This window comes from Pseudomonas sp. KH_024_B2 (genome assembly GCF_057839965.1).
The window spans coordinates 2,703,793-2,729,509 of record NZ_CM174502.1; the positions used below are offsets into that span (position 1 = coordinate 2,703,793).

Below are 25,717 nucleotides of genomic sequence, written 5' to 3' on the forward strand. Positions count from 1 at the left end.
CTGCCTGCCTGAGCATGGGTTGGGTCAGTGGAAAATCACTGTCCAAGTGCTCGTGGAATGAGTGTCCAAGTCAGCGTGGAATCACTGTCCAAGTGTTCGTGGAATGGGTGTCCAAGTGCGCGTGGAATCCCCAGTCCATACGAGCAAACTCGGTTTTCATTTCTTCGCCGAGGATGCGATGCACCGACTCCTTGGCAAGGCGACCTAGCATCAATCGCGTATGGCGAATCAACCCCAGCCGGTACAGGCCTTCGAGAAAGAGCTTGCGGGCTGGAAACATGCGTTGCAGATCTTGCTTCCCCGACTCCACTCCGTACTGTTGGACCGCCTGAAGGAATAGACGTAGATCCTCTTTGGATAACCAGCCACGGACCTTCCCAATGCGCTCCTCGCCCAGCGGTTGCCACCATTCACGGAAATTTTTGGAAGCGCTGGCAATACGTGGGTCGCCAGCCAGACTCAGGATGAAGTTTTGCCATGCCTCTCCAGGCTCGCTGCCTGCGCGGTCGATCATTATCTCTAGCGCAGCATGGCCAATGCGCCTACCATCCTCGTACGGCGCTTTGTTCACCTCAGGCTTAAGCAATTCGTCGAGCACATCGCTCCACTCCCCCGGCGACAGTTCTCGCAGCACTGCCAGGTAGTAATGCGCCCGACAAACATCGCCGTAGCGCCCGACATCGAAGCCAGTCAAGCCCATCTTCTCGAAGGCCTCAGTTAGCTCTCCACCCTCGTCGCGTACCCTATTGACCAGTTGCACCGGACCGTCGAGCGTTAACAGCCATTCACCCTCTCGGTTCAAGGTCATCAAGGGATCCGCTCCGAAGGTCGTTGGCCGACTCGGGATACGGTTTATCTGCTCGAACAGATGCAATTCAAGCCGCTTACGCAAGCTGTCTTCACCGTGCTTGTTGTGCGCATCCAGATCGTCAAAATAACGAAAATATAACTGGATCAGTTGAATCAGAGTCAAGCGACTCAACCGTGGTTGCTGATATTCGACCAGCACGTCAAGTATCCTTGCATTAAACAATCGCTTACCCACTACCTCGTCGTGCAACCATAGCCAAGTCAGTGCTCGGGCTCCTAGCCGACACCCGAGCAGTTCTCGTAAGTCATCGAAGCGCCCGGTGCTAGCCATGTCTCGAAGCGCGGCGAGTGTGCGCTCAAATGCATCGCTGCTGCCCACTTTGGTCTTCATTCGGTTGGTTTTTTCCACCAACTGCCCCCAGCCCTCAGTAACTGTTGGTGACCACTCACCAGAATGGTTTTCGATGGCTGGCAACTTCATCGTTGGGAGTTCTCAAGAAGCGTCTTGAGTGCCTCATATTCTGTGCTCTGTGGGCGGCGGATGGTAAAGCGGATGTCGATGCGGCGGTTTAAGCGATAGCTATCTTCGCTTCCCTGATCCTTGCTCACCGGTCGGGTCTCGGCATAGCCGCTGACCGAGAACAACGGTTCACCGTCCTGGTTGCTCAGCCGGTCCAGGCGCTGCGCCTCGGGTAGTTCAGAGCTCCAAAACTGCCACAATGAAATGGCGCGAAACGTCGAAAGTCCCCAGTTGCCTTTGCCCATGAAACCGGGGAATGGCCGATTATCGGTATGTCCCTCGATGAAAATGGTGTCCAGATAATTGATCCGATCATCCCGTTTGATGACTTGGGCAATCACCTCGCCAATCTCGAGTGCTGTCGGCTGATAACGCGGTTGAATCTCGAAAGCGCCCGTATCGAAGCCAAGCAACTCGTTGGGGATTCGCAACACGGTATGATTCTCGGTGACCTGAACCTTGACTCCACGCTTGCGCAGTTCCTCCACGGCTTCGTCTAGAATAGTGCGGCGAACTTTTTCCGCCTGCTCCAACTGGGAAACCTGTTTATCGAACTGCGCACTTTTCTCCAATAACTGAAGAATCAGTACCACCGAGGCGAGGATGAATAGCACCAGAAGAGCCGACATGATGTCGACGAAGGACTTCCAGTAAGGATCTTCATCCTCCATCGGGGCTTCATTGGACTTGCGCCAGCGCTTCAACGGGCCTCCAGTTCATCGACCACGTTACTGATTGCTTGCACGGCTGCGTGCATCGTGTTCGCAAAGCTGAGGGTTTCCTTGTTCCACTGGTCCATTCGCTCATGCACCTGCTGGCGTACCTCACTGGCGTAGGCACGCAGCCACTGCTCTGCCTGTTGCTCGACGCCTTCCACCTGTTTGCGTAAAACCTCGCCCAATGCGGTGAATTCGCCACGAACACCGGTAAGAAACTCTTGCTGATGGCTCCTCATCTCGCCAAAGCCATTGCGTGCCTCGCCCGCTGCCTGTTCGAAACGCTGCGCACCGTCGAGCAATGCCTGCTGCAGCTTTGCGAGAACCTCTGCCTGGCTGTTCAGCTGGGTGGCCAGCTGGGCATTTTGGGTGCCCGCGGATTCGATTCTTTGTGTCACGCTTTCTAAGCGCTGACCAAGCAACTCGGCAGCTTGGCGAACATTGGTGGAAAGCAGGCCAAGTTGATTGGCACTGTTGTCCATGTGCCGACTACTGGCAAAAGCGGCGTCGCTCGCTTGTTGTAGCCCACCCATGAGTTGCTGGTGTTGATCGGCTATCTGTCGGCTCTGCTGCTGGGTAACCTGCACTGCGCTGGCGATACCTTTAAGCAGCTCCTGCTGCTGCATCGTCATGCTTTCCAACTGTTCGTTGAAGCGTTGCTGACGCGACTGTTCACGCTGTTCGGACTGCTGACCCTGGCCGGCCATTTGTTCACCAAAATTGTTCAGCAACTTGCCAACCGTCTCTTCCAGTGCACGTTGCTGCGCGGCTGAGGCTTCGGCGAGATCGCTCACTTGCTGTTGGTGCTGAGCAAAGCCAGAAGCCTGCTGATGCTCGTGGCGCAAGGATCGTTCCTGTTCGCGCTGCTCCGCGGCGCCCATTTGCGAATCTAGTTGAGTATTGAGGTTTGTCATCAAGCGGGAGAACATTTTCTCCAGGTTGTCATGCCGCTGGTTACCGGCCTCGGACAGCGCCTGCAGTTGTTCACGGCTGGAATTGGTGACTCTGTCCAGCAACGCTGATTGACTGGCGCTCGCCTCGGCCAGCAGACGCTCAACCATCGTCTGGCGCTCTTCATCGCGGCGTTGCGCCGAACCGAGCTGGCTATTCAGCTGACTGGTCAGGCCGGTCATCAGCTCGTTAAAGCGACTTTCCGTTTGTTGCTGACTTTGCTCCGCGGCGGAGGCAATGCGCCCCAGTTGCTCTTCGAACTGTCGGTTTTGGTGCTGGTTGCCCTCCAATTGTCGAGTTTGTTGGTCGCTCAGTGTATGGGACAACTGATTGAGCCGCGCGGTCATGCCCCCCACCGCTGCGTTCACATCGGCAGCAGCCTGCTGCATCAGATTACCTTGCTCGCGGCCGGCCGAAGTGATGCCAGACATGAAGTTACCGACCAGCTTCTCCAGCATTTGCGTGGACTGCTGGCTGCTGGTACTGACCAGGGTCTGGATGGCTGGCGCCATGATGTTGTTCAACGCATCTGTCATCGCTTGCTGCATCGCATCGCCCATACCTGCAAGGTTTTCCTGCAAGCGGTCACCAATGCGTTCGTGCAGTTCTTGGAGGGCTTCCTTGCTCTCACGGCTGTAGTCGGCAATATGCACCAGCGATTGTTCGGCGGGGATAAGCTGGTAGAGAGAGTCAATCCGATGCTGCAAAGCATGAATTTGGCCCAATGCGAAGCGCTCGACCAACTTTTCGATAAAATTGAGCAGCAGGCTGAAGAATACGCCCCACACAGAGGTCATAAAGGCAACTGCCGCGCCTTGGATCATTACGTCAATGCCAGAACGCAGTTGTTCCACTCCGGCATGACTGTCGAGTTTCAGTTTCGAGAGACCAATTGTCAGCCCTACGAAAGTGGCTAAAACACCCAGTCCTACCAAAAAACCAGGTAGGGAGGCCAGCAAACGGCTGGAGGTTAGCCCTGAAGCGAGCGTGCGGGGGTTAAAAAACTGTTCGGCGTCCAGCGTGTTAAACAACTGTTTGTGATCGCTGGAGCTGACCAGGCTGTCGTCGAATTCGCGCCAGAGCGCCCCAATGCCCGTCGACTTTAATGCCAGGGCTTTTTGCAGTGTTCCCCGACGGTTCAATGCCAGATTTTCGCGGCCTTGCCCTTCTAGCAGGCTATCCAAGGCACGCATACGCACCTGGAATCTAAACCAGTCACGCAGCAGGAAGACGATACAACCCGCAGCGATGGTGGCCATAACAATCCAAAACCAGGCGCTCAAGGCTTCGGTAGTACCTAGCGTGAGTGATGTGAAGTTGGGCCAAAGGTGTTTAAGCAGTTCCATCATGGCAGTGCGTCCGTGAGGTCCAGCATAAAGGGAAAGAAATCAGGGCAATCGCTTGCTCGCTTATGGACTTCACCCATTGCCCATTGAGTCCCTTAGTGCCGACATGCTCGGGGGAGGGGGCTCTTTGTAAACGGAGCTTCAGCCTTCAAAAAAGGTTTAGCACGGTTCAGTCTCACGAAATGTGCATGGGCTTCATTCGATCGCTGCATTCCGTGGAGTGAAAAATATCGGTCTTACTCCACAAGCAAGGCCCCATCTCAATAGGGTCATGCTGCGACCTGTGCAGGTCCGAGATAAGGAGAATAGTCAACAAACGGCCCCCGGGTCGGTTCGTGCCCGCGTTGAGCGGGGATATTCGGTTTGCTCTTGGCTTGTTGCGAGCCCGACACCAGTTGGCTCACCGCTGGGGCTAGCTGAAATGTAACTTTGACTCTCCATGCATAACTGAAAAAGGGGCAGTTGGACGGGGCCGAGGGTTTAGAGCCTAAGCTGACTTATGGCCGATTGTGTGCCTCTGTCAAGCGGTGGCAGTGTGGCCTGGAAGCTTGGCAACGCCTGCACCTGCTCCCTTTCAGAGGCACTGTCGAAACACAGGTCTGTTAATGGGTATTCACGTTTTGCGAAAGCACAATACTGGTGTTCAGCCTCCTGGCAGTCTTCACCGTATGTGCTGACGCCAGAAGTATCCTTTGAAAAACGCATCCAGGCTCAGCTTGCCGGCGCCCGTAAGCAGCAACGGCAAGAGCGTTGAGAGATAGATCATGGGGAGCTTGAAGTTGCCGTGGCCTTTGTTGTTGATGGAGTAGCCTTGGGCAAGCTCGCTCAAGGTCGACCAGTCGGCTGGCCAGTGAACCGCTGCGGTTGCCACCAAGGTGACCACGATCAAAATGAATGCCGAGAGGCGTGTTCCCAGGCCTGTAAGCAGGGCAATGGAGCAGAGCAATTCTGCCCACATGGATAGTTCCCAGTTCAACGTGGCCGGAATATGGTTAAAGGGGAACGGGAAGGCGGTCTGAATATCCGCGAACCACTTTGTGCCGGTCCATTTTTCCAGCCACGATTCGAAAAACTCCCAAGCCAGAAAAATGCGCAGGGTCAGAGGCACGATCCAGTCTGCTGTTCGATCAAGATTCAGGCGCAGCGCCTTCAATGCTGATGAGATAGTTGTTTGCATTTACTTGATTTCGTTTGATCTATGGTAAAGGGCGCAGGCGAAAGGGCCGGAGCCTTCCACTTGAAGGCATCAAGACTGGATAGTGGTGCCGCATTTGCATTCAACCGACCGACACGCATAGTTCATCGCGCTTGTGTATCGGGGGTGTTTCCTTTGGAGTTGTTAATATGGCGTCGCGATGGCATCTGTACACAAAGGGATACATGCGGGCTGCCGTTTTTTCGGGGGAGGGAGGGGCGCTGACTGAAGAAAAACTTCACGTCGAGTCCACTCCTTCCTTTCTGAACTGAGCGCGTATTCATACTTCAGGAAGGTGTTTGAATAATGACCAGAAATGACTGCACCCAGGCTCCCGCCCAAGAGGGGCCTGATGTTGATACAGGCGAGCGTGCAGTAAAAGAGCAAGCAAGCCGAGCCGCTGCCCGACAAGCCATCATTCTGGTGCATGGAATGGGCGAGCAGATCCCCATGGACGCGATCAAGGGGTTCGTCAAAACACTGTGGCAGGATGAAGGGGATGCCAAGGCGAGTCAGGTCTGGAGCAAACCGGATGAGCGCACTGGGTCGCTGGAGTTGCGTCGCATCACCACGCGTAATAGCAAAAAATCGAGCGGTTTTGCGAACGGTGTCAGATCCGACTTCTTTGAACTGTACTGGGCCGATTTGACCGCAGGATCGACCTGGGATCAATTCACTGGCTGGGTCCGACCCCTGCTTTTGCGTCCTTTGAGCAAGGTGCCGCAGCGGGTTCGCACGGCTTGGGGCGCACTCTGGTTCGTGACACTGTTTATCCTTTGTCTGGGATCGATTGGCCTGGTTCCCAAGGACATCTGGGCAAAGGTCATGCCGGGCTGGCTTCCCCAGGGCGTGGTTTTGGGGTTGGCAGCCGCACTCACCGCTGCACTTCATAAAGTAACGACGCGCACCTTTGGCCGTGTCGTGCGCTATACGCGCGCCGAGCCCGCGAACATCGCGGCGCGAGCGGCGGTCAGGGAGCGCGGTTTGAAGTTGTTGCGGGCGATCCACGCAGGCGACAAGTATGATCGCGTCATCCTTGTCGGCCACAGCCTCGGCTCGATCCTGGCCTACGATCTGCTCAGCTATTTTTGGGCCGAGAAGTCTGACTCGACGTCGGTTGTCGAAAAAACCGCGGCCTTCAATGCGCTTTGCCGAGTCGAAAAGGCGGCAGCGCTTCTGGAAAAAGCGGCCGAGCATTCGACACCCGCGGCGACTGCGGCGGCTCGACTGGAATACCGGCAAGCCCAGGCCGATCTCTGGCGGTCCCTCGCTGCCGGGAATGCTGATTCCGGCAAGTCCTCAACGGGTGGGCGCTGGCTGATCAGTGATTTCGTGACGTTCGGCAGTCCGTTGACCCATTCGGAATTTCTGCTTGCTTCAGGTCGGGAAGACTTGAAGGACCGCCAGCGAGCACGTGAGTTGCCCACCGCTCCACCCGTTCGCGAAGAACTCGAACCTGCGACCTTGAGTATCGCTCGAGAGAGCGGAATGCTGGACCGTCTGGACGGTGCCGAGCCCCCCACACTCATGTCCTTTCCCGGGAAAGCCGCAGCGGCTGGAAAAGACGCTCCGCGTGTCTGGACTGTGCATCATGGTGGACCTTTCGCCGTGGTCCGCTGGACCAATGTCTTTGATCCCGACCGGGCCATTTATAAAGGCGACCTGATCGGTGGTCCGCTGGCAGCCACGTTTGGACCGGCCGTTGAGGACATCGATCTGTCGAGTGTCGATGGTAGGTCGGGCGGATTCACCCACATGCGCTATTGGGACGCAGGGCAGTCGGCAAAGCGCAAAGAGCTGTTTCGCAAGTCGGTGAATCTGCTCAACGAGGACATCGATTGGCGTTAAGGAGAATCTCCGCTCCGCACATTCCCGTAGCAGCTGCCGCCAGGCTGCGTTCGGCTCGGTCCGCGCTCGGGCGCAGCAGTCGTAAATCCTGCCTCCACGATTAACCTGAAAAACCGCGGTGTCTGATTTTACGACCGCTACGCGGCCGAACGCAGGCTTCGCCAGCTGCTACGGTCGTTTAGCCTTCTTGCGCCGCCATCCGCCGAATCGTCTGCAAGGCCTCCTCACGCAGCAAGGGCTGTTTCATGCGTTCGGCCAGGTGCGCCATTTGCCGTGAGTACTCGCAGGCGACTACCGCCTCGACCTGTTCCCCCTTGCACAGCAGCGCGATGAAAGTGTACTGCTCGGGGTTGCCTTCGAAGACAATCCGGTCCCATTGATCGGCGTGACCGAGCATCTCGAAGGTCTTGTCGAAGTGATAGGTCCAGAAGAACGGCACATGGGCGTCGCCCGTCTCGACACCCAGCATGTTTTGCGCGGCGATCCGCGCCTGCTGCTGGGCCAGACGCCAGTGCTCGATGCGCGTGGGGACCCCTTGCAGCGAAAAGGACACGATGTCGCCAGCGGCCCAAAGACCGGGCGCCGCGCCCATGCCGTCGTTTACCGGCAGCCCGCCGTCGTCGTCCAGCTCCACGCCTTCGAGCAGCTCGGTGGCCGGGCTGACACCGATGCCGATCAACACCAGGTCGGCGGGAAGTCGTTCGCCATTTTCCAGCAGAACGGCCTCGACCTTGTCCTGGCCTTCGAACTCCCTGGGCTCGGTATTGACGTGAAAGACCACGCCGTTGTCTTCGTGCAGGGACAGAATCGCCATGCCGATGCGTTCACCGAACTGTTTGCTGAACGGCGTTTCATGGCGCGCGACCACGCTGACTTCCAGACCATGGCGGCGCAAGGCCGATGCCGATTCCAGGCCGATGAAGCTGCCACCGATGATGACCACGCGGGCACCGGGCTTGGCCGTTTCGAGAATCCGCTCGGCGTCCTTTCTGGAGCGCAACATCAGGATGTTGTGCAGATGTGCGCCCTTTACCGACAGCGGCCGGGGTTCGCCGCCGCTGGCCAGGAGCGCGGCGTCGTAGTCGAAAGTGCGTCCGTCAGCCAGAGAAACCCTTTTGGCTGCCACATCGAGACGGATGACCTCACCTTCAACGCGCTCGATCTGCTGTTCGTTGTAAAAGGACTCATCCAGCAGCGGCGGTGTGTCCTGAGGGGGCATTTCCCCGGCGAGAACAAATTTGCTCAGTACGGTGCGGTCATAGCCAGGAACCGCCTCGCGATCGATCAATACCAGGCGGCCGGCAAAGCCTTTTTCACGCAGGGCGGCGGTTGCGGCTGTTCCCGCAGCGCCGGCACCAATGATCACGAAGCAGCGTGAGTCAGGGGGGCGAGCCGCTTCGACAGGCGCCAGTGGCTGGTCGTCCACCTGTACGTCGCCATCGACTACCTTGACCGGGTAGCGGGTCAGTCCGCTCAGGGCCGGCGGCTCGCACACCTGGCCGTCCTCGACCGTGAACGTCGCCTTGTGCCAGGGGCAGACCAACCGCCCGTTGCAGATGGCGCCTTTTGCCAGGGGGGCCTGAGCGTGCGGACATTCGGCCTGGTAGGCATAGACCCGTTCGCCGGCCCGCAGCAGGATTATTTTCAGCGAACCGATTTTTACCCGAGTGCCACGGTCTTCACGTAGGTCGGTGAAGCGGGCGACGCTGTGCAGGGACATGACAATTCTCCTGGCCGGTCTTTATCGTTGGAGTCGGCAGTGGTGGGGAGGTTCAGCAAAAATCGGGTCGCTTTTTCATCGGTACACATACCTGCACCAGGGCCTCTGCACCGGGCTCGACTATCCGCAATCGCCACCTGGGCGACTCGTCGGAATAACTGGTTTGCGTTCTTGCATACGAGGGGATTCATGCTTAACTCTGGTCCTCGGGTCAATCAGTGACTTGTCAGTCACAGCGAGCATCTGAGCGCTCTTGCACTGTTGTTGCTCGTCCGTGCTGTCAGATTCAAGTTCAATTTGTTCAAGGAAGATAAAGACATGATGCCGAAAACTGCCATCGTCGAGATTTGCCAGAAGTACAAGGTTTACACCGAGCACTATCTCAACACCGCCGCTGACAAGACCGTCATTCTGGTCAACGGTTCGCTGGCAACGACCGCATCCTTTGCTCAAACGGTGCGTTACCTGCAGCCACGATTCAATGTGGTTCTCTACGACCAGCCCTACGCCGGTCAGTCAAAACAACACAACCTCCACGGCCAACCGATCCGCAAGGAAGACGAGGCGCAAATACTGCTGGAATTGATCGAACACTTTGGCGCGCAGCATGTGCTGTCCTTCTCCTGGGGCGCGGCGGCTACCCTGCTGGCACTGGCCCAGCAGCCGCGACGAATCGAGAAGGCGGTGATCAATTCATTCGCCGCGCGGATCAATACGCCGATGCGCGATTACCTGGAGAGCGGCCTGAATTTTCTTCAGGACTGCGATCGCACCAAAGTCGGTCGCTTGATCAACACTACGATCGGCAAGCACCTGCCATCGTTGTTCAAACGCTTTAATCTGCGCCATGTCAGCAGCCTGGCCGAACACGAATACCGGCAGATGCATTTCCATATCAATGAAGTGCTGACCCAGGATACCCATTGCTACATCGCCTGTGCCGAGGCCATCGAAATTCCGCTGCTGTTTGTCAACGGCGAATGGGATGAGTACACCTCGGTGGACGACGCCCGGCTTTTTGCCGGTCATGCCCGTCAGGCCCGGTTCCATACCATCAAGAACGCCGGGCACTTCCTCGATATGGAACATCAGACGGCCTGGCACGATACCCAGCAGGCTTTACTCGGCTTTCTGCAGCCGGCTTCCAGGATTGCGCTGGCGCTGGAGAGCGGTAAACGCAGCACCGCCGGTGAGCGTATTTACAGTGCGGCGCCCTTGTAGGAGCCGAGCTTGCTCGCGATGGCGGCCTGACAGCCGGCCTGGCTCTCGCGGATGTACATCGATCTTATGTGGGAGCTGGCTTGCCTGCGAAGGCGGCCTGACAGCCGACCTGTCTCTTGCGGGTGTACATATCCATTTCTGCGGTAACGGCCACTTAGGGTTTCGCCCTTACGGCGAGGCCCTTTTGTCAAACGCGGTACGTGTCAAGGTACCTGTCGCCTTGGTACTGCTGCGGCTAACCCATTGCGCCCTTAACTTCAGGGCGTTCGGGGTTCAAATACACCGCATCTGCCAATTTCCAGTTGCGTGTCCTGGTACTCCAGCGGCTCGGATTGACCTCCCTGGCATCTTCATAAAGCGCTGCTCTGGCCTGTAATAGAGCTGTTGCTTTGCCTTCGTGGCGCTCGTTCGGCGTCACGTATTTCAAGGCACTATGACGATGATCTTCGTTGTACCACTCGATAAATTTTTGCACCCAAAGCCTTGCTTGCGTGACCGTATCAAACGGCTGGTCCGGCCAGAGTGGGCAGTACTTTGCGGTACGAAAAAGTGCTTCGGCGTACGCATTGTCATTGCTCACGCGCGGTCGGCTAAATGACGGCTCTACGCCTAGCGAAACCATGCTTTCACGCAGAAGAGAGCCTCTCATGACGTGGCCATTGTCCGAGTGCAGCACCAATGGACGACCGGCCGTGTGTTCGCGCAAACATCCCTTTTCGAGTAGTTCGCACGCATGCTCAGCGCACTCCACCTCATGCACTTCATTGGCTACTAGCTTGCGGCTGTAGATGTCCTTGACCATGTACCAGTAGAAAAAACGGCCTTTGACGGTGCTAGGCAACCAGGTGATATCCCAGCACCACACCTGATTGGGACCGTCAGCACGATGTGTCGTCAGTACCCTGCGTTTGGGCGCTTTGGCCCTACCACGGCGAACGTTTTGATTCGCAGCTTTTAACACGCGATAGAACGTCGACTCCGACGCCAGATAGATGCCCTCATCTGCCAGCTTGGGAACAATTTGGTGTGGCGTGAGGCTGGCATAGCCAGCCTGATTGGCGGCATCGAGCACCGCCTGGCGCTCCGCCTCACTGAGCTTGTTCGACGGAGCTGCCCGCTGAGCCAGCAGACGCCTGTCGCAGTCGGTGTGTTGCCAACGTTGAACCGTGCGCAGGCTCAGCCCCAGTTCATTGCACGCCCGATATCGACGAGCCCCACTCAGCACCGCTTCAGCAATCAACTTCATGGCTTGCATACGATCGGGGGCGCTGATCAATCTTCCTTGTCCTTGCCCCAAATCGCATTGGCTTTTTTTCTGAGTTCCAGCAAAGCCTCCGCTTCGGCACGTCCAGCATCGGATTGGATCAACTGACGCTCCAGCTCTTTGATCCGTCGCTGCTCGGCAGTTTTCTCTGCGCTGGGCTTCAGATCAGCGAGGGTATTGGCGTTTTGGCAGGCCTCGCGCCACTGCTGGATTTGCTCAGGATAAATGCCCTTGATTCGGCAATATTGAGAAATCTCCACCTCGCTCAGCGGTGCGGTTTCCATGACGGCATTGAATTTATCGGCGCTGGACCATTGATCACTGGTCTTCCCGTTTCCGGGCACGATCAAACCGTTATCTCTAGCCATTTGCCTCCAATTACGCAGTGCCTGTGGCGTGACATTGAGTGCAACAGCGAGGTCCGCCACTGAACGATTGAGGGGCGGCATCATTTGCTGTACGGCCCAGTCTTTGAAGTCGTCGGTGTAACGTTTAGACATTGCTATGCACCTTCGCCCCCTTGAATGAATGAGTCAATCAACAAGGGCGACAGGTAGCCTGACACGGAGGGAACGCCACAAAAGGACCCAAAAAGGCTTGCCCCAAGCGTTCGGCACCTCGCCAAGGCTCGGCGTTCCCTCGCTCCGGTGTCCATCAGGGCGCATCGCCCTCCGGTCTGCTGCGCGACGACCTCCATGCGATGTCCTCGGCTTCGCCGAGGGGCGCTGCGCGCCAGTCCCCTGATGAACACCTCCACTCGGCCTGCCGAAGGGGCGGGCAGATCAAAAGCCAGATCAAAAGCCAAAGCACGGCGGCCTACCGGCCGGCCTGTTTGTTTGGTTGGGCGTACGCCGATCTAATGTGGGAGCTTGCGCGCCGAACCGCCGAACCGCCGAACCGCTGAACCCTCCGGGCCAAAGATGTAATAGCCGAAGAAACAACAAACAGAACTATGGCCTACGCTTATCCGCAGACGCATGCTCAATGAACAGGGTTTGCTCCCTGATCGAAATTCAACCGGCGTCCACAAAACCCTGCTATCGGGAGACAACTATGTTCGCCTTGTTCCGTCGATCCAGCCGCTACCTTGCAGCTGTCATTGCCTTTGCTTCGCTCGCAACACCGGTCTTTGCGCTAGACACCGTCAAGTTCATGGCCCCAGGTTCAGTGGGTGGCGGTTATGACCAGACCGCACGGGTCCTGGGCAAAGCCCTGCTCGAGGCCAAAGTGGCCAAAGCAACCACCTTCGAGAATAAAGGCGGAGCAGGCGGAACGCTGGGGTTGGCGCAATTTGCCAACAGCACCAAGGGCGACCCGAATGCGCTGCTCGTGGTCGGCGCGATCATGGTCGGCGCCATAGAACAGAACAAGCCGCAAATTACCTTGAAGGACGTGACACCGATCGCCCGGCTGTTTACCGAATACAACGTGATTGCCGTACGTGAGGAGTCGCCCTACAAAACGCTGGACGACTTGTTGAAAGATTTCAAAGCCAACCCGTCCAGCATCAAATGGGGCGGTGGCTCCAAGGGTTCGATCGATCACATCGGCATCGCTGAATTGGCGGGCAAGATGGATATCCCCGTCAACAAGGTGAATTACGTCGCCTACGCAGGAGGGGGCGAAGTCGTTGCAGCGACCCTTGGAGGCCACCTCACGGTGATCACAGGTGGCTATGCCGAGCTTGCCAAATACGTCCAGTCAAAGCAGTTCCGTGTACTCGCCATCGGTGCGCCTGACCGTGTTGCGGGCATTGATGCACCGACCCTGAAGGAGGGTGGGCTGGACGTGATCATAGGCAACTGGCGTGGCGTTTACGGCGCAGCGAACCTCACGCCAGAGCACCGCAAAGAGCTGACCGACGCCGTCCTGGCCGCCACCAAAAGCAACGTATGGCAAGAAAATGTAAAAACCAACGTCTGGTCACCGAGCATTCTGACCGGGGATGAGTTCGGCAAGTTCGTCGACGATGAGCACGTGCGCTTGCGCGCGATGCTGGTCAAGGTCGGGCTGCTTTGAGATGGCCGGGCTTTGGAGGGTAGTGCCGGCCCAATTAGCTGTTGGCGTCAGTGTTGTCGCCATCAGCGCGGTATTGGCGGTTGGAGCCTCGCGGTTTCCTGCCGAAATGGGCTTCGTCATTATGGGCGCCTATGTCTATCCCTACGCCGTAGCGGCGTTTCTGGGCGTCGTAGGCGTATTGCTGTGCTATCAGGCGGTCACTGGTGGTTTTCGTAATCTTGCGGCCGGCAGCGACAAAACCGAACCCGGAGGCAAGCTCGGCGCGACCTGGGTGACCGGAGGTCTTTTGGGGGTCGCCTTGCTCATCAACCTGATCGGATTCGTATTGGCCGCGGCGCTGCTGTTTGCCTGTGCGGCCCGCGGCTTCGGTAGCCGCCGTCCGGTGCACGACCTGGCCATTGGCATTGCCTTGACCCTGCCGATTTACTGGCTTTTCAACACCGGGCTAGGGGTTTCCCTGCCGCCCCTTGTCAACGCCTGGATCTGATCCGGGCTGGAGGAGGTAAACAGGGTGGACATGGACATTCTCTCAAGCCTGGCAACAGGCTTTGGCGCGGCGCTGGCACCGATCAATTTGATGTGGGGATTTATCGGCTGCCTGCTGGGCACCGCGATCGGTGTTCTGCCGGGTATCGGGCCGGCGCTGACGGTGGCCTTGCTGCTGCCGATTACCGCCAAGGTCGATCCCACCGGCGCCTTGATCATGTTCGCCGGTATCTATTACGGCGCGCAGTTCGGCGGCTCCACCACCTCGATCCTGCTTAATACGCCAGGGGAATCGTCCTCCATGGTCACGGCCCTGGAAGGCAATCTCATGGCCCGCAATGGACGGGCAGGACCCGCCTTGGCGACGGCAGCCATAGGTTCATTTGTGGCCGGTACCATCGCGACGTTGTTGCTCACGCTGTTTGCCCCCATCGTGGCCACGTTGGCGCTGAAGTTTGGTCCTGCGGAATATTTCGCGATTCTGGTGTTGTCGTTCACGACGGTGTCGGCGGTGCTTGGCGCTTCGATGCTCAGAGGCTTCGCTTCGCTGGGGATTGGACTGACCATTGGCTTGATCGGCCTGGATTCGACCTCGGGCATTGCCCGGTACACCTTGGGGGTTCCCGAGTTGGTCGATGGCATCGAGGTGGTGCTGGTGGCGGTCGGCTTGTTTGCCGTGGGGGAGGCCTTGTACAGCCTGCTCTATCAAAAAGAAGAAACGGCCGGTCGACACCGGTTGACCTCGTTGTGGATGACACGCTCGGACTGGAAACGCTCGATTCCCGCCTGGCTACGGGGAACGGCGATCGGTTTTCCCTTTGGTTCCATTCCGGCCGGTGGCGCTGAAATTCCGACTTTTCTGTCCTATTCCACCGAGCGCAAATTGAGTAAACACCCGCAAGAGTTTGCCGCCAGCAAGGGCGAGGGCGCCATCGAAGGGGTGGCTGGCCCCGAAGCCGCCAATAACGCGAGCGCGACGGGTTCTTTGGTGCCGCTGCTGACGCTGGGCATACCGACCTCCGCCACCGCGGCGATTTTGTTGGCGGCTTTCCAGAACTACAACCTGCAGCCGGGTCCGCTGCTCTTCCAGACCTCAGGAGAACTGGTCTGGACCCTGGTGGCCTCGCTGTACATTGGCAACGCCATCCTGCTGGTGTTGAATCTTCCGTTGGTGGGCCTCTGGGTCAAGCTGTTGCAGATTCCGCGGCCGTACCTGAATGCCGGGATTCTGGTGTTTGCCACCATCGGCGTGTACGGCATGCGCCACTCTTCCTTCGACCTGCTGCTGATGCTGGCGATCGGCTGGGGCGGGGTGTTGATGCGGCGTTTCGACTTTCCCGTCGCTCCGGTGATCGTCGGCATGCTGCTGGGTCCGATGGCCGAAAAACAACTGCGCAACGCCTTGTCCATCAGCCAGGGAGACTGGTCGGTGTTCGTGACGCAACCCATTTCGGCCGCGGTCCTCGCGCTGACGCTGCTGGTGCTGCTGGTGCCGCATCTGCTTCATGCCCGCGGCATCAGGTTACATGAGGACGATTGAGCTGCCTTGCCGCGCCCCTGTGGGAGCGAGCTTGCTCGCGAAGGACTCAAAGGCGACGCGTTTATTCAGAAAACACGCGTTATCGTTAACGTCCATCGCGAGCAAGCTCGCTCCCACAGAGAATCCGCGGCGATTCAGTTCTGCAGCAGATGCACCGCCAAACCAATGAGTGCACAGGCCATCAACACCTGAATCACACCTCGCTTGAAGCGAAACAAGGCAATCGCCGCGGCAATCGCGATCAGCGCAGATGGCCAATCGATGTTGCCGCTGAACCCTTTGGGCCACAGCACGTGATAGCCGAAGAAGCACGCCAGATTGAGAATCACCCCAACCACAGCGGCAGTGATCCCGGTGAGCGGCGCGGTGAACTTGAGTTCGTTATGAGTCGACTCCACCAGCGGGCCACCGGCGAGGATGAACAGGAACGAGGGCAGAAAGGTGAACCATGTCACCAGAGTTGCCGCGACGGCTCCGGCCAGGAATGCGTTTTCGGGACCGAAAACCTGTAACACATAAGCGCCGATGAAACCGACGAAAGCCACGACCATGATCAATGGGCCGGGCGTGGTTTCCCCCAGGGCCAGGCCATCGATCATTTGTGTCGGGGTCAGCCAGCCATAGTGACCGACCGCGCCCTGGTAGACATACGGAAGCACTGCATAGGCACCGCCAAAGGTCAGCAGCGCCGCCTTGGTAAAGAACCAGCCCATCTGGGTCAAAGTGCCTTCCCAGCCAAAGAGTGCGGTCAGGATCCCCATCGGCAATGCCCACAACACAGCACCGACGACCATCAATATCGCCAGTTTCGATCCGCTGAATCGGGCATGCTCAGGGGATGGAGTATCGTCATCGATCAATGCCAGGCCGAAGGATTTTTTCGCCGAACTATGGCCCCCGGTTCTGAATTTCTCGGGCGCCAGACGCCCACCGACATAGCCGACTAATGCGGCACCCAGCACGATCAACGGGAAAGGCACATTGAACGCAAATATCGCGGTGAACGAAGCCGCCGCTATCGCCCATAACCAGTTGTTCTTCAGCGCCCGCGAGCCGATTCGATGAGCCGCCTGCACCACGATGGCCGTCACGGCGGGCTTGATGCCATAGAACAGTCCGGCCACCACCGGCACGTCGCCGAAGGCGATATAGACCCAGGACAGGGCGATCAGGATGAACAGCGAGGGCAGCACAAACAGCAGTCCGGCGATCACGCCACCCCAGGTCCGATGCATCAGCCAACCGATGTAGGTCGCCAATTGCTGCGCCTCCGGCCCCGGGAGCAACATGCAGTAGTTGAGTGCATGCAGAAACCGCCGTTCCGAAATCCAGCGCCGGCGCTCGACCAACTCCTGATGCATGATCGAGATCTGTCCCGCAGGACCGCCGAAACTGATAAAGCCCAGCTTGAGCCAGAACCAGAACGCTTCACGCAAACTGACCGCCTCGGGTCGCGGCAGATCCTGCTCGATCGTTGGTTGGGACGCGTCACTCATTGGGGTTTTCCTCTTTCACAAACTCTGCCAGCAGGCCATCGAAGATGGCGCTTGCCGCAGCGAGCAAATGGTCGTCATGGGCCAGGGTTTGGCGTAGCCCGGCCAATACACGTTCGATGCCGGCCGCTTCGATCGGCTGAATGCCGCCGATATCGAGGTAATGCACCAGCGCGGCAATGCGATTGAGGCCAGACTCGTGGAGTTCAAAACTGGCCTGCAGGGTTTCGAAGGTCACGCGGTTGCCGACATGGCTGAAGGTTGCATCATCGAAGTCGAAACCCAGGGCATCTGCCGGGCAGTCCTGCGGGCTGTTCAGCCAGAGGATTCGAGCGTGTGGGTCAATGAAGCGCCGGATCAGCCAGGCACATGCCAGTCGGTCGACCCATGGGCGCTTGCGAGTGGCCCAGACACGACCCTGATAGTCGCTTCGGCTCAGTAGGGTTATGGGTTGGTCCTGGCTATGGGGCTCGTCCGCTGACAGGGCTCTGCTGACCGCGGCTTCAAGCTCTTGCAAGGCCGATTCGATCTGTTGCTTCGCAATACCCGGGAAGTAATCGATGCGCGCCAACTGAGCGCAGGTCTTGTGCAGTTTCCGGATGTGCCGGGTCGTGACCAGCGCATTCTCGGCATTGAGCTGTGCCCGGCACTCTTCGATCTCTGCGCTCAGCCTGGCGTAGTCGTCGCTACGGTCGAACAGCTCGATAAAGCGTTCACCGTCGGGGTCTTGTACGGGGAGCAGCCAGGCAGTCCCATTGATAGCCAGAATATCTCGCTCGACTGCGGCCAATGCCTCACGACAGGAGGGCATATCCGGCAACAGGTAGGCCCCATCGCGTAGCACGGCCGCACCGCTGGCTTTCAACGCACGCCAGGCGCGCATGCGTTCCGTGGCATTTGAGGTGGGTAAGCCGAGAATGAGAGTGAGCCAATTTTTCATGTAGAGATAGATTTACAAATAGTAGTTCTCTCTACATTAAACGTTGTGAGACCCATTTTAAAGCCCTGTGGAATACACTTGTGTTGCGACGCCTGAGGAAGCCGGAATATGTCCCAGACAATAGCGACACGCAGCATTCCCCGTACGGTCTGGGCCTTGGGTTTCGTCAGCCTGTTCATGGACTTGTCTTCGGAAATGGTGCATAGCCTGCTGCCGATGTTTCTGGTGGGTTCGCTCGGCGTCAGCATGATCACCCTGGGTCTGATCGAGGGTATTGCGGAAGCGACGGCGCTGATAGTGAAGGTGTTTTCAGGGGCGATCAGCGACTACTTCGGTCGACGCAAGGGCTTGCTGCTGGTTGGCTATGGTCTTGCAGCGCTCACCAAGCCGCTCTTCCCACTGGCCCACTCCGCAGAAATGGTGTTCACCGCGCGCTTTCTGGATCGGATTGGCAAAGGCATTCGCGGCGCTCCACGGGATGCCCTGGTCGCCGATGTATCGCCAGAGCAGATCCGTGGCGCCTGCTTCGGCTTGCGTCAATCCATGGATACGGTAGGCGCCTTCCTCGGGCCAGCAGCAGCCATCGGCCTGATGTATGCCTTCAGTGAAGACATTCCGCTGGTGTTATGGATCGCGGTGATACCGGCATTGGTTGCCGTCAGCCTGATTGTTGTCGGCATCGATGAGCCCGAACATCAACAGTCGGCTCAGCGCTTTCGTTCACCCATACGACTGCAACTGCTCTACAGCTTTTCGCCGGCTTATTGGTGGGTAGTGATAGTCGGCGCATTGTTCACCCTGGCGCGTTTCAGTGAGGCCTTCCTGGTCTTGCGTGCTCAGCAAGCAGGACTGTCTGCCACCTGGGTGCCGCTAGTGATGGTGGTGATGGCCTTGTTCTACACGCTCTCGGCCTATCCAGTGGGGAAGCTCTCCGACCGTGTCAGCCGCACAAGTCTGCTCGCCGGCGGGTTGATACTGCTGATCCTGTCCGATCTGGTACTGGCCAACGCTGAGTCAATCTCGATGTTGATGCTCGGCGTCACTCTGTGGGGGCTTCATATGGGGTTCAGCCAGGGGCTACTGGCTGCCCTTGTCGCTGATACGACACCGGCAGAGTTGAAGGGAACCGCGTTCGGGATTTTCAACCTGGTGAGTGGTGTATCCATGTTGCTGGCAAGCGCGATTGCGGGACTGCTTTGGCAAACCTGGGGTTCAGCGATGACGTTTTATGCCGGCGCGGTTTTTTCCGCGGCAGCGCTTATGCTTCTGCTGGTGCGACAGGGTACAGATCGCTCGCATGGGCAGTGACCACGCAAGGAGTTACCGATGACCGAGCAGAATAAAATTCGAGTGAGGCAACTCAGCAGCGCCGAGATACCCGAGCTCAGTCATTTTTTGAGCGAGGCAGGACTGCCGATTGAGGATCTGACGCTACCAGGTCGAATGTTCTTTCGCTTCGACCGCGCTGCAGAGTTGCTCGGTTTTGGCGGGATCGAAGGGCACGGTCCGGATCGGTTGCTGCGTTCCCTCATTCTGGTGGAGAGCCGACGGGGCAAGGGGGATGGTCGTCGAGTGCTGGCGATGCTAGAACACGTAGCGGTAACCGATGGGGTACGACGGCTGCATCTTCTGACGGATACAGCGTCGACGTTCTTCAGTGCAAACGGCTATCGGGCAGCCCCGCGTAGCGAGGCCCCCGAGACGATTTCCAGCGCGGATGAGTTCACATCACTTTGCCCGGCTTCGGCTGTTTATATGGTCAAAGACCTCCACGATTGCGGCGCATCAAGCGGTAGGCCGCCGGAATGACGAACAAGGACAACAAGGGCGCAGTGACCATGCCACCGACCATGGGTGCGGCGATGCGACTCATCACTTCACTACCGGTGCCGCTGCCCAGCAGGATGGGCAAGAGACCGGCAATGATGACGGCCACTGTCATGGCCTTGGGTCGGACCCGCTGCACCGCGCCTTCACGAATCGCGGCGATCAATCCACGCTCAGTGTTATCACCGGCATCTTCTCGTTCGGTCCAGGCGTTCTTCAGGTAGAGCAGCATGATCACGCCAAATTCGGCTGACACACCAGCCAGGGCGATAAAGCCAACACCGGTAGCCACCGACAGATTGAACCCCAGCAGATAGAGGAACCACGCCCCGCCAGTCAGGGCGAACGGCAGGGTGGTCATGATCAGCAAAGCCTCGTCGAAGCGGGCGAAAGTCAGGTACAGCAGGACGAAAATGATCAGCAGCGTGGCCGGCACCACCAGCTTGAGCCGCGCATTCGCTCGTTCAAGAAACTCGAACTGCCCTGAGTAGCTCAGGCTCATTCCAGGTTGCAGTTTGACCTGCTCACTGACGGCCCGGCGCAGGTCGGCGACCACGGAGGCAATGTCGCGGCCACGCACGTCGATGTACACCCAGCCGGAAGGCCGGGCGTTCTCGCTCTTGAGCATGGGAGGGCCATCGCTGACCTTGACCTTCGCCACAGTGCCGAGGGTGATCTGACTTCCCAAAGGGGTGTAGATCGGCAGCTGCTCCAGGGCGCCGAGCGAGTCACGCCACTCACGGGGATAGCGCACGTTGATCGGGAAGCGCGCGAGCCCTTCAATCGTCTCCCCGACGTTTTCACCACCGATAGCGCCGGCCACGATCGACTGCACATCGGCGATGTTCAGCCCGTAGCGGGCAGCAGCCTTGCGATCGATATCCACATCAATGTAACGCCCGCCAGTCAATCGTTCAGCCAGGGCCGAACTGACCCCAGGCACATTTTTGGCCACGCGCTCGACCGCCTGAGTAGCCGCGTCGATCTCCGTCAAGTTGGTGCCGGCAATTTTCACTCCGATCGGACTCTTGATCCCGGTGGCGAGCATGTCGATGCGGTTGCGGATCGGTGGTATCCAGATGTTGGTCAGGCCAGGGATGCGTACCACTCGATCCAGTTCTTCCACCAGCTTCTCCTGGGTCATCCCGGGGCGCCACTGCTCGCGTGGTTTGAACTGGATAGTGGTCTCGAACATCTCCAGCGGCGCCGGGTCGGTGGCGGTTTCGGCGCGGCCAGCCTTGCCGAAGACGTGTTCGACCTCGGGGACGGTCTTGATCAGGCGGTCAGTCTGTTGCAGCAGCTGCGCGGCTTTCTGCGCCGACAACCCTGGCAGGGCCGAAGGCATATAGAGCAGATCGCCCTCGTCCAGCGCCGGGAGGAACTCGCCACCCAGGCGAGAGATCGGCCATAGCGCACTGAGAAAGATCAATAGCGCGACCAGCAGGGTGATTTTGGGACGACGCAGCACCGCGTCCAGGGCCGGTTGATAGAGCCTGATCAACCAACGGTTCAATGGATTCTGTTGTTCATTGGGGATCCGTCCGCGAATCCAGTAGCCCATCAGCACCGGCACCAGGGTCACCGACAGACCGGCCGCCGCGGCCATGGCGTAGGTCTTGGTGAAGGCGAGGGGACCAAACAGGCGGCCCTCTTGCGCCTCCAGGGTGAACACCGGAATGAACGACAGGGTGATGATCAACAGGCAGAAGAACAGCGCCGGCCCCACCTCAGTCGCCGCTTCGGTCATCACATGCCAGTGATGTTCGCCCTTCAGCTCTTCGCCGGGATGGGCCGCGTACCAGGCCTCGACCTTTTTGTGAGCGTTTTCGATCATCACCACGGCGGCATCGACCATGGCGCCGATGGCGATGGCGATCCCGCCGAGGGACATGATGTTGGCGTTGATCCCTTGGTAGCGCATGACGATGAAGGCAATCAGCACCCCAACCGGCAGCGAGATAATGGCCACCAGGGATGAGCGCAGGTGCCAGAGGAATATCCCGCAGACCAGCGCGACGACGATGAACTCTTCGAGCAGTTTGTGGCTGAGATTTTCCACGGCGCGGTCGATCAGCTTGCTACGGTCGTAGGTGGTGACGATTTCCACCCCGGCCGGCAGGCTGCTTTTCAAGTCATCGAGTTTGGCCTTGACCGCGGCAATGGTCTCGCGAGCGTTCTTGCCGCTGCGCAGAATCACCACGCCACCAACGGTCTCGCCTTCGCCGTCGAGTTCGGTGATGCCGCGACGCATTTCCGGCCCCAACTGGATCGTGGCTACATCGCCAAGGGTCACCGGTACGCCAGCAGCACCGAGCTTGAGTGGAATCGCGCGAAAGTCATTGAGGGTTTTCAAGTAGCCGGAGGCGCGGACCATGAACTCGGTCTCCGCCAGCTCCAGCACAGCACCACCGGTTTCCTGATTGGCCTTGCCAATGGCCTCGGTCACCTCAGCCTGGGTGATGCCCTGACTGGCCAGTTTGAGCGGATCAAGCTGGACCTGGTACTGCTTGACCATGCCGCCCACGGTGGCGACTTCCGCAACGTTGGGCAGGGTCTTGAGTTCGAATTTGAGAAACCAGTCCTGCAGGGCCCGCAGTTGCGCCAGGTCGTGTCCGCCACTGCGATCCACCAGTGCGTACTGATAGATCCAGCCCACTCCCGTGGCGTCTGGCCCCAAAGCCGGTTTGGCGGAAGCCGGCAGGCGACTTTGTATCTGGCTCAGGTATTCCAGCACTCGCGAACGGGCCCAATACAAGTCGGTACCGTCTTCGAACAACACGTAAACGAAGCTGTCGCCGAAAAACGAATAGCCGCGCACGACTTTGGCTCCGGGTACCGAGAGCATGGTGGTGGCCAACGGGTAGGTCACCTGGTTCTCGACGATTTGCGGCGCTTGTCCCGGATAAGGGGTGCGGATGATCACCTGAACATCGGAGAGGTCCGGCAACGCATCGATGGGAGTGCTCTGAACCGACCAGATGCCCCAGGCGGTGACGAACAGCGTTGCCAGCAGCACCAGGAAGCGGTTGGCCACTGACCAGCGGATAAGGGCGGCGATCATCGCTGGCTCCCGGTTTTTTCCAGGCGTTCAACCCGCAAGCCATCATCGGTCTGGCTCACTGCGATCCGAACCTTGTCGCCCGCCTTGAGCCCTTGCATGAGTGCCGGGGCTGCCAACGGGAAGGTCATGGTCATGCCCGGCATGCCCAGCGTCTTGAACGGCCCATGGGCAAGCGTCACGTCTTTGCTATTGATTTCGACAATCTGCCCATCGGCCTCATGCAAGGCTGCGGCTGGAGGTGGTGGTATTTCCAGCGTTCTCGCCACTATGCCCTTGAGGCTGGCTTCGGAGTCGAGCAGGAACTGTCCGGAGGAAACCACCTGCTGGCCTTCTTCCAGACCTTTCAATACCACCGTCTTGCCTTCGTTTTCCTGACCGGGTTGCACCTCTACCGGCCGGTAACGACCAGCGTCTTCGGCAAGCATCACCAGGACGCGTCGGCCGGTGCGAATGAGTGCCTCGCTCGGTACCCACAACACGCTTTGCTCAGTCGAACGATTCAGGCGCACCTGCGCCGTCAATCCGGGTCTGAGGCGCCCGTCAGGGTTGGGTAGTTCGACGCGTACGCGAAGGGTGCGACTGTCCGGATTGGTTTCGGGAAGAATGGCGCTGACGGTGCCGTTGAGCACTGTCCCCGGGAAGGCTGGCAGGCGTGCTTCGACCGTTTGACCGACGACGATCGATCCCGTCTGCGACTCTGGAACGGCCACGGCCAGCCAGACGCTACTCAAGCCATTGACGCGGGCCAGGGTCTCGCCGGCCGCCACGGTCATACCCGTACGTACATCCAACTCTTGCAGCACACCGCTGATGGGGCTGGTGAGGGTCAGGTTCGGCTGGACCTTGCCGCTGCGCTCTACCTGAGTAATCAGCGCCGTCGGCATCCCCGTCAGGCGTAGCCGTTGGCGTGCCGCCGCCAGCAAGTCGGCATCGCCATTACGCTTCAGTGCGAGGAACTCTTCCTGAGCAGCCGCCCATTCCGGTACCAGGATATCCGCCAATGGCGCATTGGCTTCGAGCACATCGCCTGGTGCATGGGCATAGACCCGCTCCACAAAACCCGCGGTACGCGCCTGAATCACCGCGACATCCCGCTCGTTGAACGCCAGCACGCCGACCACGTCCAGGCTTGCGGCGAGGCCTGCGCGAGTGACGGTTGCAAGGCGCAGGCCGAGATTCTGGGTCAGGCTTGGGTCGATACTGATGGCCGCACTGTCCACCGCGGAATCAGCGTATCGGGGCACCAGTTGCATGTCCATGAAGGGCGATTTGCCCGGTTTATCGAACTTCTGCTGCGGGACCATCGGGTCATACCAATACAGCGCCTTGCGTTCGTCTTGAGTCTTGGGGCTCTGTTCGGTGGCGCCGTCAGGCATTGCGTTCATGCGCTGCTGAGCGATCCAGTAACCGCCGACAACACCCAGGGCGACCGACAAACCGGTCAACAAAGCCCCTTTCCAGATTCGGGTGCTCATTGGCTGGTTTCCCCGTAAGTGAAATACAGGCGGGCACTGGTCAGTGCTCGCTGTTCCTCGAAGTCGATCTGTTTGAGGCGAGCCTCGATGAGTTCACGTCGGGCAGCGATGACCGGTGCCAGGTCGCTTTTACCGGCGCGGTAGCTGGCCATGCTCAGGCCGACCTTTTCCTTGGCCAGCGGCAACAGGCTGTCCTGGCTGCGGCGCACGGCACGGTTCAGGCGTTCGTATTCGGCCAGATCCGCCTCCAGTTGCTCGGTATGCTCGCGTATCAGGGCTTCGCGCTCGGCCTCCAACTGATTCAGTTCGGCGTGTTTGGCGGCGATTTTCGGGTTCTGTCGGGAGCCGGGGAACAGTGGCAGGTCGAAGGTGAATTGCACGCTGACCATGTCGCCAAATTCCCGCCCGCGGCGCTGGTAATCAAGTTCCCAGCTCCAGTCGGACTGTTTTTCCGCTTGCGCCTCACGCACCTTGGCCTGCGCTTCACGGGTCATCGGGGCGAAGGCCGTCAGCGCAGGATGATGTTGTAGCTTATGGGTATAACCCGAAGTATCGATAGGCCACTCCGGCAAGCTGCCGGTTGGCTGGTCATTGGCGGCCGGACCAATCCAGCGTTTGAGCGCGGCACGGGCTTGGGCACGCAGGCGAATCAGTTCGTCTTGTTGCTCCGCCAACTGAGCCGCTTCCTGTTTCGGCGTGACTGCATCGGCAGGTTGAGCGCGACCGCCGGCGATCTGTGCCCGGACGGTATCGGCCAACAGACGGTTCTCTCGATAGAAGTCCTGGAACAGTGCGTCTTTACGCTCGATTGAGTAGCTGCTGATCCAGGCCAATGCAGTAGCCTGACGGACATTCAGCCGCTCCACACGACCTTCAGCCGCCGCTCGATCGACGGCCGCCTCGGCGACCTCGATACGTGCTTTGCGTTTGTCGCGGCTGGGCACTTCCTGCATGACTCCGACCATTTGCATGGTCATGAAGTCCTGGTCAATGCTCCAGCGATCGGGACCGCCAACGGGGTAGTTCTGCACGCCCAGCAGTAATTTCGGATCGGGTAATTCGCCGGCTGGAATGGCAGCACTACTGGCGGCTTGCAGTTTGGCGGTTTGGGCCATCAGCGACGGGGCATTGTTTTCGGCCAGTCGCAAGGCTTCATCGAGTGTCAGAGGGGCGGCCAGGCTCGGCAATGCCAGCACGCTTGCCGCCAGGGCGGCCACGACGGACCAACCGGTGCAGTAGCACTTGGGTTTCATGTTCACGATTCCTGTGATGATCCACTGCGCGC

Annotated in this window: 18 protein-coding genes; 7 read left to right on the forward strand and 11 right to left on the reverse strand. The window is 58.8% G+C overall.

The annotated features are described in order from the left end of the window. Positions 1 to 70: 70 nt before the first annotated feature. The 4 genes from AC3I0A_RS12660 to AC3I0A_RS12675 all read right to left on the reverse strand — a co-directional run bounded on the left by AC3I0A_RS12660 (position 71) and on the right by AC3I0A_RS12675 (position 5,520). On the reverse strand, positions 71 to 1,291 hold the full coding sequence (locus AC3I0A_RS12660) for an EH signature domain-containing protein (RefSeq protein WP_489378148.1): 1,221 nt from the start codon (positions 1,289 to 1,291) through the stop codon (positions 71 to 73). Beyond that, a complete protein-coding gene (locus tag AC3I0A_RS12665; RefSeq protein ID WP_489378489.1) occupies positions 1,288 to 2,001 on the reverse strand; it encodes an OmpA/MotB family protein in 714 nt (237 codons plus the stop codon). Before AC3I0A_RS12665 ends, AC3I0A_RS12660 begins: the two co-directional genes overlap by 4 nt. Positions 2,002 to 2,030: 29 nt before the next feature. Further along, positions 2,031 to 4,346, reverse strand: a complete 2,316-nt coding sequence (gene zorA / locus AC3I0A_RS12670; RefSeq protein WP_489378149.1) for an anti-phage ZorAB system protein ZorA — start codon at positions 4,344 to 4,346, stop codon at positions 2,031 to 2,033. Positions 4,347 to 5,004: 658 nt separating this feature from the next. Next, complete coding sequence (locus AC3I0A_RS12675; protein ID WP_489378150.1) at positions 5,005 to 5,520, reverse strand: HvfX family Cu-binding RiPP maturation protein; 516 nt, start codon at positions 5,518 to 5,520, stop codon at positions 5,005 to 5,007. Positions 5,521 to 5,970: 450 nt separating this feature from the next. Between AC3I0A_RS12675 and AC3I0A_RS12680 the strand changes: the two genes are divergently transcribed. After that, positions 5,971 to 7,386 (forward strand): hypothetical protein, encoded by a 1,416-nt coding sequence (locus tag AC3I0A_RS12680; RefSeq protein ID WP_489378151.1) that lies wholly within the window; start codon positions 5,971 to 5,973, stop codon positions 7,384 to 7,386. Between the two features lie 178 nt (positions 7,387 to 7,564). Here the strand turns inward: AC3I0A_RS12680 and AC3I0A_RS12685 are convergent, their stop codons facing one another. Next, complete coding sequence (locus AC3I0A_RS12685) at positions 7,565 to 9,106, reverse strand: FAD-dependent oxidoreductase (RefSeq protein ID WP_489378153.1); 1,542 nt, start codon at positions 9,104 to 9,106, stop codon at positions 7,565 to 7,567. 318 nt (positions 9,107 to 9,424) lie between these two features. On the opposite strand from AC3I0A_RS12685, the gene AC3I0A_RS12690 reads away from it, so the two are divergent. After that, on the forward strand, positions 9,425 to 10,327 hold the full coding sequence (locus AC3I0A_RS12690; RefSeq protein ID WP_489378154.1) for an alpha/beta fold hydrolase: 903 nt from the start codon (positions 9,425 to 9,427) through the stop codon (positions 10,325 to 10,327). A 235-nt stretch (positions 10,328 to 10,562) separates the two neighbouring features. On the opposite strand, the gene AC3I0A_RS12695 is transcribed toward AC3I0A_RS12690, so the two are convergent. Further along, positions 10,563 to 12,091 (reverse strand): IS3 family transposase gene (locus tag AC3I0A_RS12695; protein WP_489373385.1). Its coding sequence is split into 2 segments (ribosomal slippage): positions 10,563 to 11,650 and positions 11,650 to 12,091, totalling 1,530 coding nucleotides; the frame shifts between segments, so codons are not numbered across the junction. A 553-nt stretch (positions 12,092 to 12,644) separates the two neighbouring features. On the opposite strand from AC3I0A_RS12695, the gene AC3I0A_RS12700 reads away from it, so the two are divergent. The 3 genes from AC3I0A_RS12700 to AC3I0A_RS12710 are packed head-to-tail and all read left to right on the forward strand — an operon-like array spanning position 12,645 to position 15,636. Beyond that, positions 12,645 to 13,610 (forward strand): Bug family tripartite tricarboxylate transporter substrate binding protein, encoded by a 966-nt coding sequence (locus AC3I0A_RS12700; RefSeq protein ID WP_489378156.1) that lies wholly within the window; start codon positions 12,645 to 12,647, stop codon positions 13,608 to 13,610. A gap of 1 nt (position 13,611) precedes the next feature. Beyond that, positions 13,612 to 14,097: a tripartite tricarboxylate transporter TctB family protein gene (locus AC3I0A_RS12705; protein WP_489378158.1), complete on the forward strand. Its 486-nt coding sequence runs from the start codon at positions 13,612 to 13,614 to the stop codon at positions 14,095 to 14,097. Positions 14,098 to 14,127: 30 nt separating this feature from the next. Next, on the forward strand, positions 14,128 to 15,636 hold the full coding sequence (locus AC3I0A_RS12710; RefSeq protein WP_489378159.1) for a tripartite tricarboxylate transporter permease: 1,509 nt from the start codon (positions 14,128 to 14,130) through the stop codon (positions 15,634 to 15,636). A gap of 134 nt (positions 15,637 to 15,770) precedes the next feature. On the opposite strand, the gene chrA is transcribed toward AC3I0A_RS12710, so the two are convergent. Together chrA and AC3I0A_RS12720 are read right to left on the reverse strand one after the other, a co-directional pair. Beyond that, complete coding sequence (gene chrA / locus AC3I0A_RS12715) at positions 15,771 to 17,132, reverse strand: chromate efflux transporter (RefSeq protein ID WP_489378160.1); 1,362 nt, start codon at positions 17,130 to 17,132, stop codon at positions 15,771 to 15,773. Beyond that, positions 17,125 to 18,069, reverse strand: coding sequence for a chromate resistance protein ChrB domain-containing protein (locus AC3I0A_RS12720; RefSeq protein ID WP_489378161.1), 945 nt, complete (start codon positions 18,067 to 18,069; stop codon positions 17,125 to 17,127). Before AC3I0A_RS12720 ends, chrA begins: the two co-directional genes overlap by 8 nt. Before the next feature lie 108 nt (positions 18,070 to 18,177). Between AC3I0A_RS12720 and AC3I0A_RS12725 the strand changes: the two genes are divergently transcribed. Together AC3I0A_RS12725 and arsN2 are read left to right on the forward strand one after the other, a co-directional pair. Next, complete coding sequence (locus AC3I0A_RS12725; RefSeq protein ID WP_489378162.1) at positions 18,178 to 19,377, forward strand: MFS transporter; 1,200 nt, start codon at positions 18,178 to 18,180, stop codon at positions 19,375 to 19,377. Positions 19,378 to 19,395: 18 nt separating this feature from the next. Then, positions 19,396 to 19,878, forward strand: coding sequence for an arsenic resistance N-acetyltransferase ArsN2 (gene arsN2, locus AC3I0A_RS12730; protein ID WP_489378163.1), 483 nt, complete (start codon positions 19,396 to 19,398; stop codon positions 19,876 to 19,878). Here arsN2 and AC3I0A_RS12735 read toward each other — a convergent pair. From AC3I0A_RS12735 to AC3I0A_RS12745, 3 genes are read right to left on the reverse strand one after another with little or no spacing between them, the layout of a single operon-like run. After that, on the reverse strand, positions 19,829 to 22,957 hold the full coding sequence (locus tag AC3I0A_RS12735) for an efflux RND transporter permease subunit (protein WP_489378164.1): 3,129 nt from the start codon (positions 22,955 to 22,957) through the stop codon (positions 19,829 to 19,831). The two genes, arsN2 and AC3I0A_RS12735, sit on opposite strands and share 50 nt — an antisense overlap. Beyond that, a complete protein-coding gene (locus AC3I0A_RS12740) occupies positions 22,954 to 24,432 on the reverse strand; it encodes an efflux RND transporter periplasmic adaptor subunit (protein ID WP_489378166.1) in 1,479 nt (492 codons plus the stop codon). The genes AC3I0A_RS12735 and AC3I0A_RS12740 overlap by 4 nt, the downstream gene beginning before the upstream one ends. Continuing rightward, positions 24,429 to 25,685, reverse strand: a complete 1,257-nt coding sequence (locus AC3I0A_RS12745) for a TolC family protein (RefSeq protein WP_489378167.1) — start codon at positions 25,683 to 25,685, stop codon at positions 24,429 to 24,431. Before AC3I0A_RS12745 ends, AC3I0A_RS12740 begins: the two co-directional genes overlap by 4 nt. Positions 25,686 to 25,717: the final 32 nt, after the last annotated feature.

Bases quoted from the DNA above. Each gene is read 5' to 3' on its own strand.
- AC3I0A_RS12660 (WP_489378148.1), bottom strand. From the start codon at position 1,291: ATGAAGTTGCCAGCCATCGAAAACCATTCTGGTGAGTGGTCACCAACA.
- AC3I0A_RS12665 (WP_489378489.1), bottom strand. From the start codon at position 2,001: ATGGAGGATGAAGATCCTTACTGGAAGTCCTTCGTCGACATCATGTCG.
- zorA (WP_489378149.1), bottom strand. From the start codon at position 4,346: ATGATGGAACTGCTTAAACACCTTTGGCCCAACTTCACATCACTCACG.
- AC3I0A_RS12675 (WP_489378150.1), bottom strand. From the start codon at position 5,520: ATGCAAACAACTATCTCATCAGCATTGAAGGCGCTGCGCCTGAATCTT.
- AC3I0A_RS12680 (WP_489378151.1), top strand. From the start codon at position 5,971: ATGGGCGAGCAGATCCCCATGGACGCGATCAAGGGGTTCGTCAAAACA.
- AC3I0A_RS12685 (WP_489378153.1), bottom strand. From the start codon at position 9,106: ATGTCCCTGCACAGCGTCGCCCGCTTCACCGACCTACGTGAAGACCGT.
- AC3I0A_RS12690 (WP_489378154.1), top strand. From the start codon at position 9,425: ATGATGCCGAAAACTGCCATCGTCGAGATTTGCCAGAAGTACAAGGTT.
- AC3I0A_RS12700 (WP_489378156.1), top strand. From the start codon at position 12,645: ATGTTCGCCTTGTTCCGTCGATCCAGCCGCTACCTTGCAGCTGTCATT.
- AC3I0A_RS12705 (WP_489378158.1), top strand. From the start codon at position 13,612: ATGGCCGGGCTTTGGAGGGTAGTGCCGGCCCAATTAGCTGTTGGCGTC.
- AC3I0A_RS12710 (WP_489378159.1), top strand. From the start codon at position 14,128: ATGGACATTCTCTCAAGCCTGGCAACAGGCTTTGGCGCGGCGCTGGCA.
- chrA (WP_489378160.1), bottom strand. From the start codon at position 17,132: ATGAGTGACGCGTCCCAACCAACGATCGAGCAGGATCTGCCGCGACCC.
- AC3I0A_RS12720 (WP_489378161.1), bottom strand. From the start codon at position 18,069: ATGAAAAATTGGCTCACTCTCATTCTCGGCTTACCCACCTCAAATGCC.
- AC3I0A_RS12725 (WP_489378162.1), top strand. From the start codon at position 18,178: ATGTCCCAGACAATAGCGACACGCAGCATTCCCCGTACGGTCTGGGCC.
- arsN2 (WP_489378163.1), top strand. From the start codon at position 19,396: ATGACCGAGCAGAATAAAATTCGAGTGAGGCAACTCAGCAGCGCCGAG.
- AC3I0A_RS12735 (WP_489378164.1), bottom strand. From the start codon at position 22,957: ATGATCGCCGCCCTTATCCGCTGGTCAGTGGCCAACCGCTTCCTGGTG.
- AC3I0A_RS12740 (WP_489378166.1), bottom strand. From the start codon at position 24,432: ATGAGCACCCGAATCTGGAAAGGGGCTTTGTTGACCGGTTTGTCGGTC.
- AC3I0A_RS12745 (WP_489378167.1), bottom strand. From the start codon at position 25,685: ATGAAACCCAAGTGCTACTGCACCGGTTGGTCCGTCGTGGCCGCCCTG.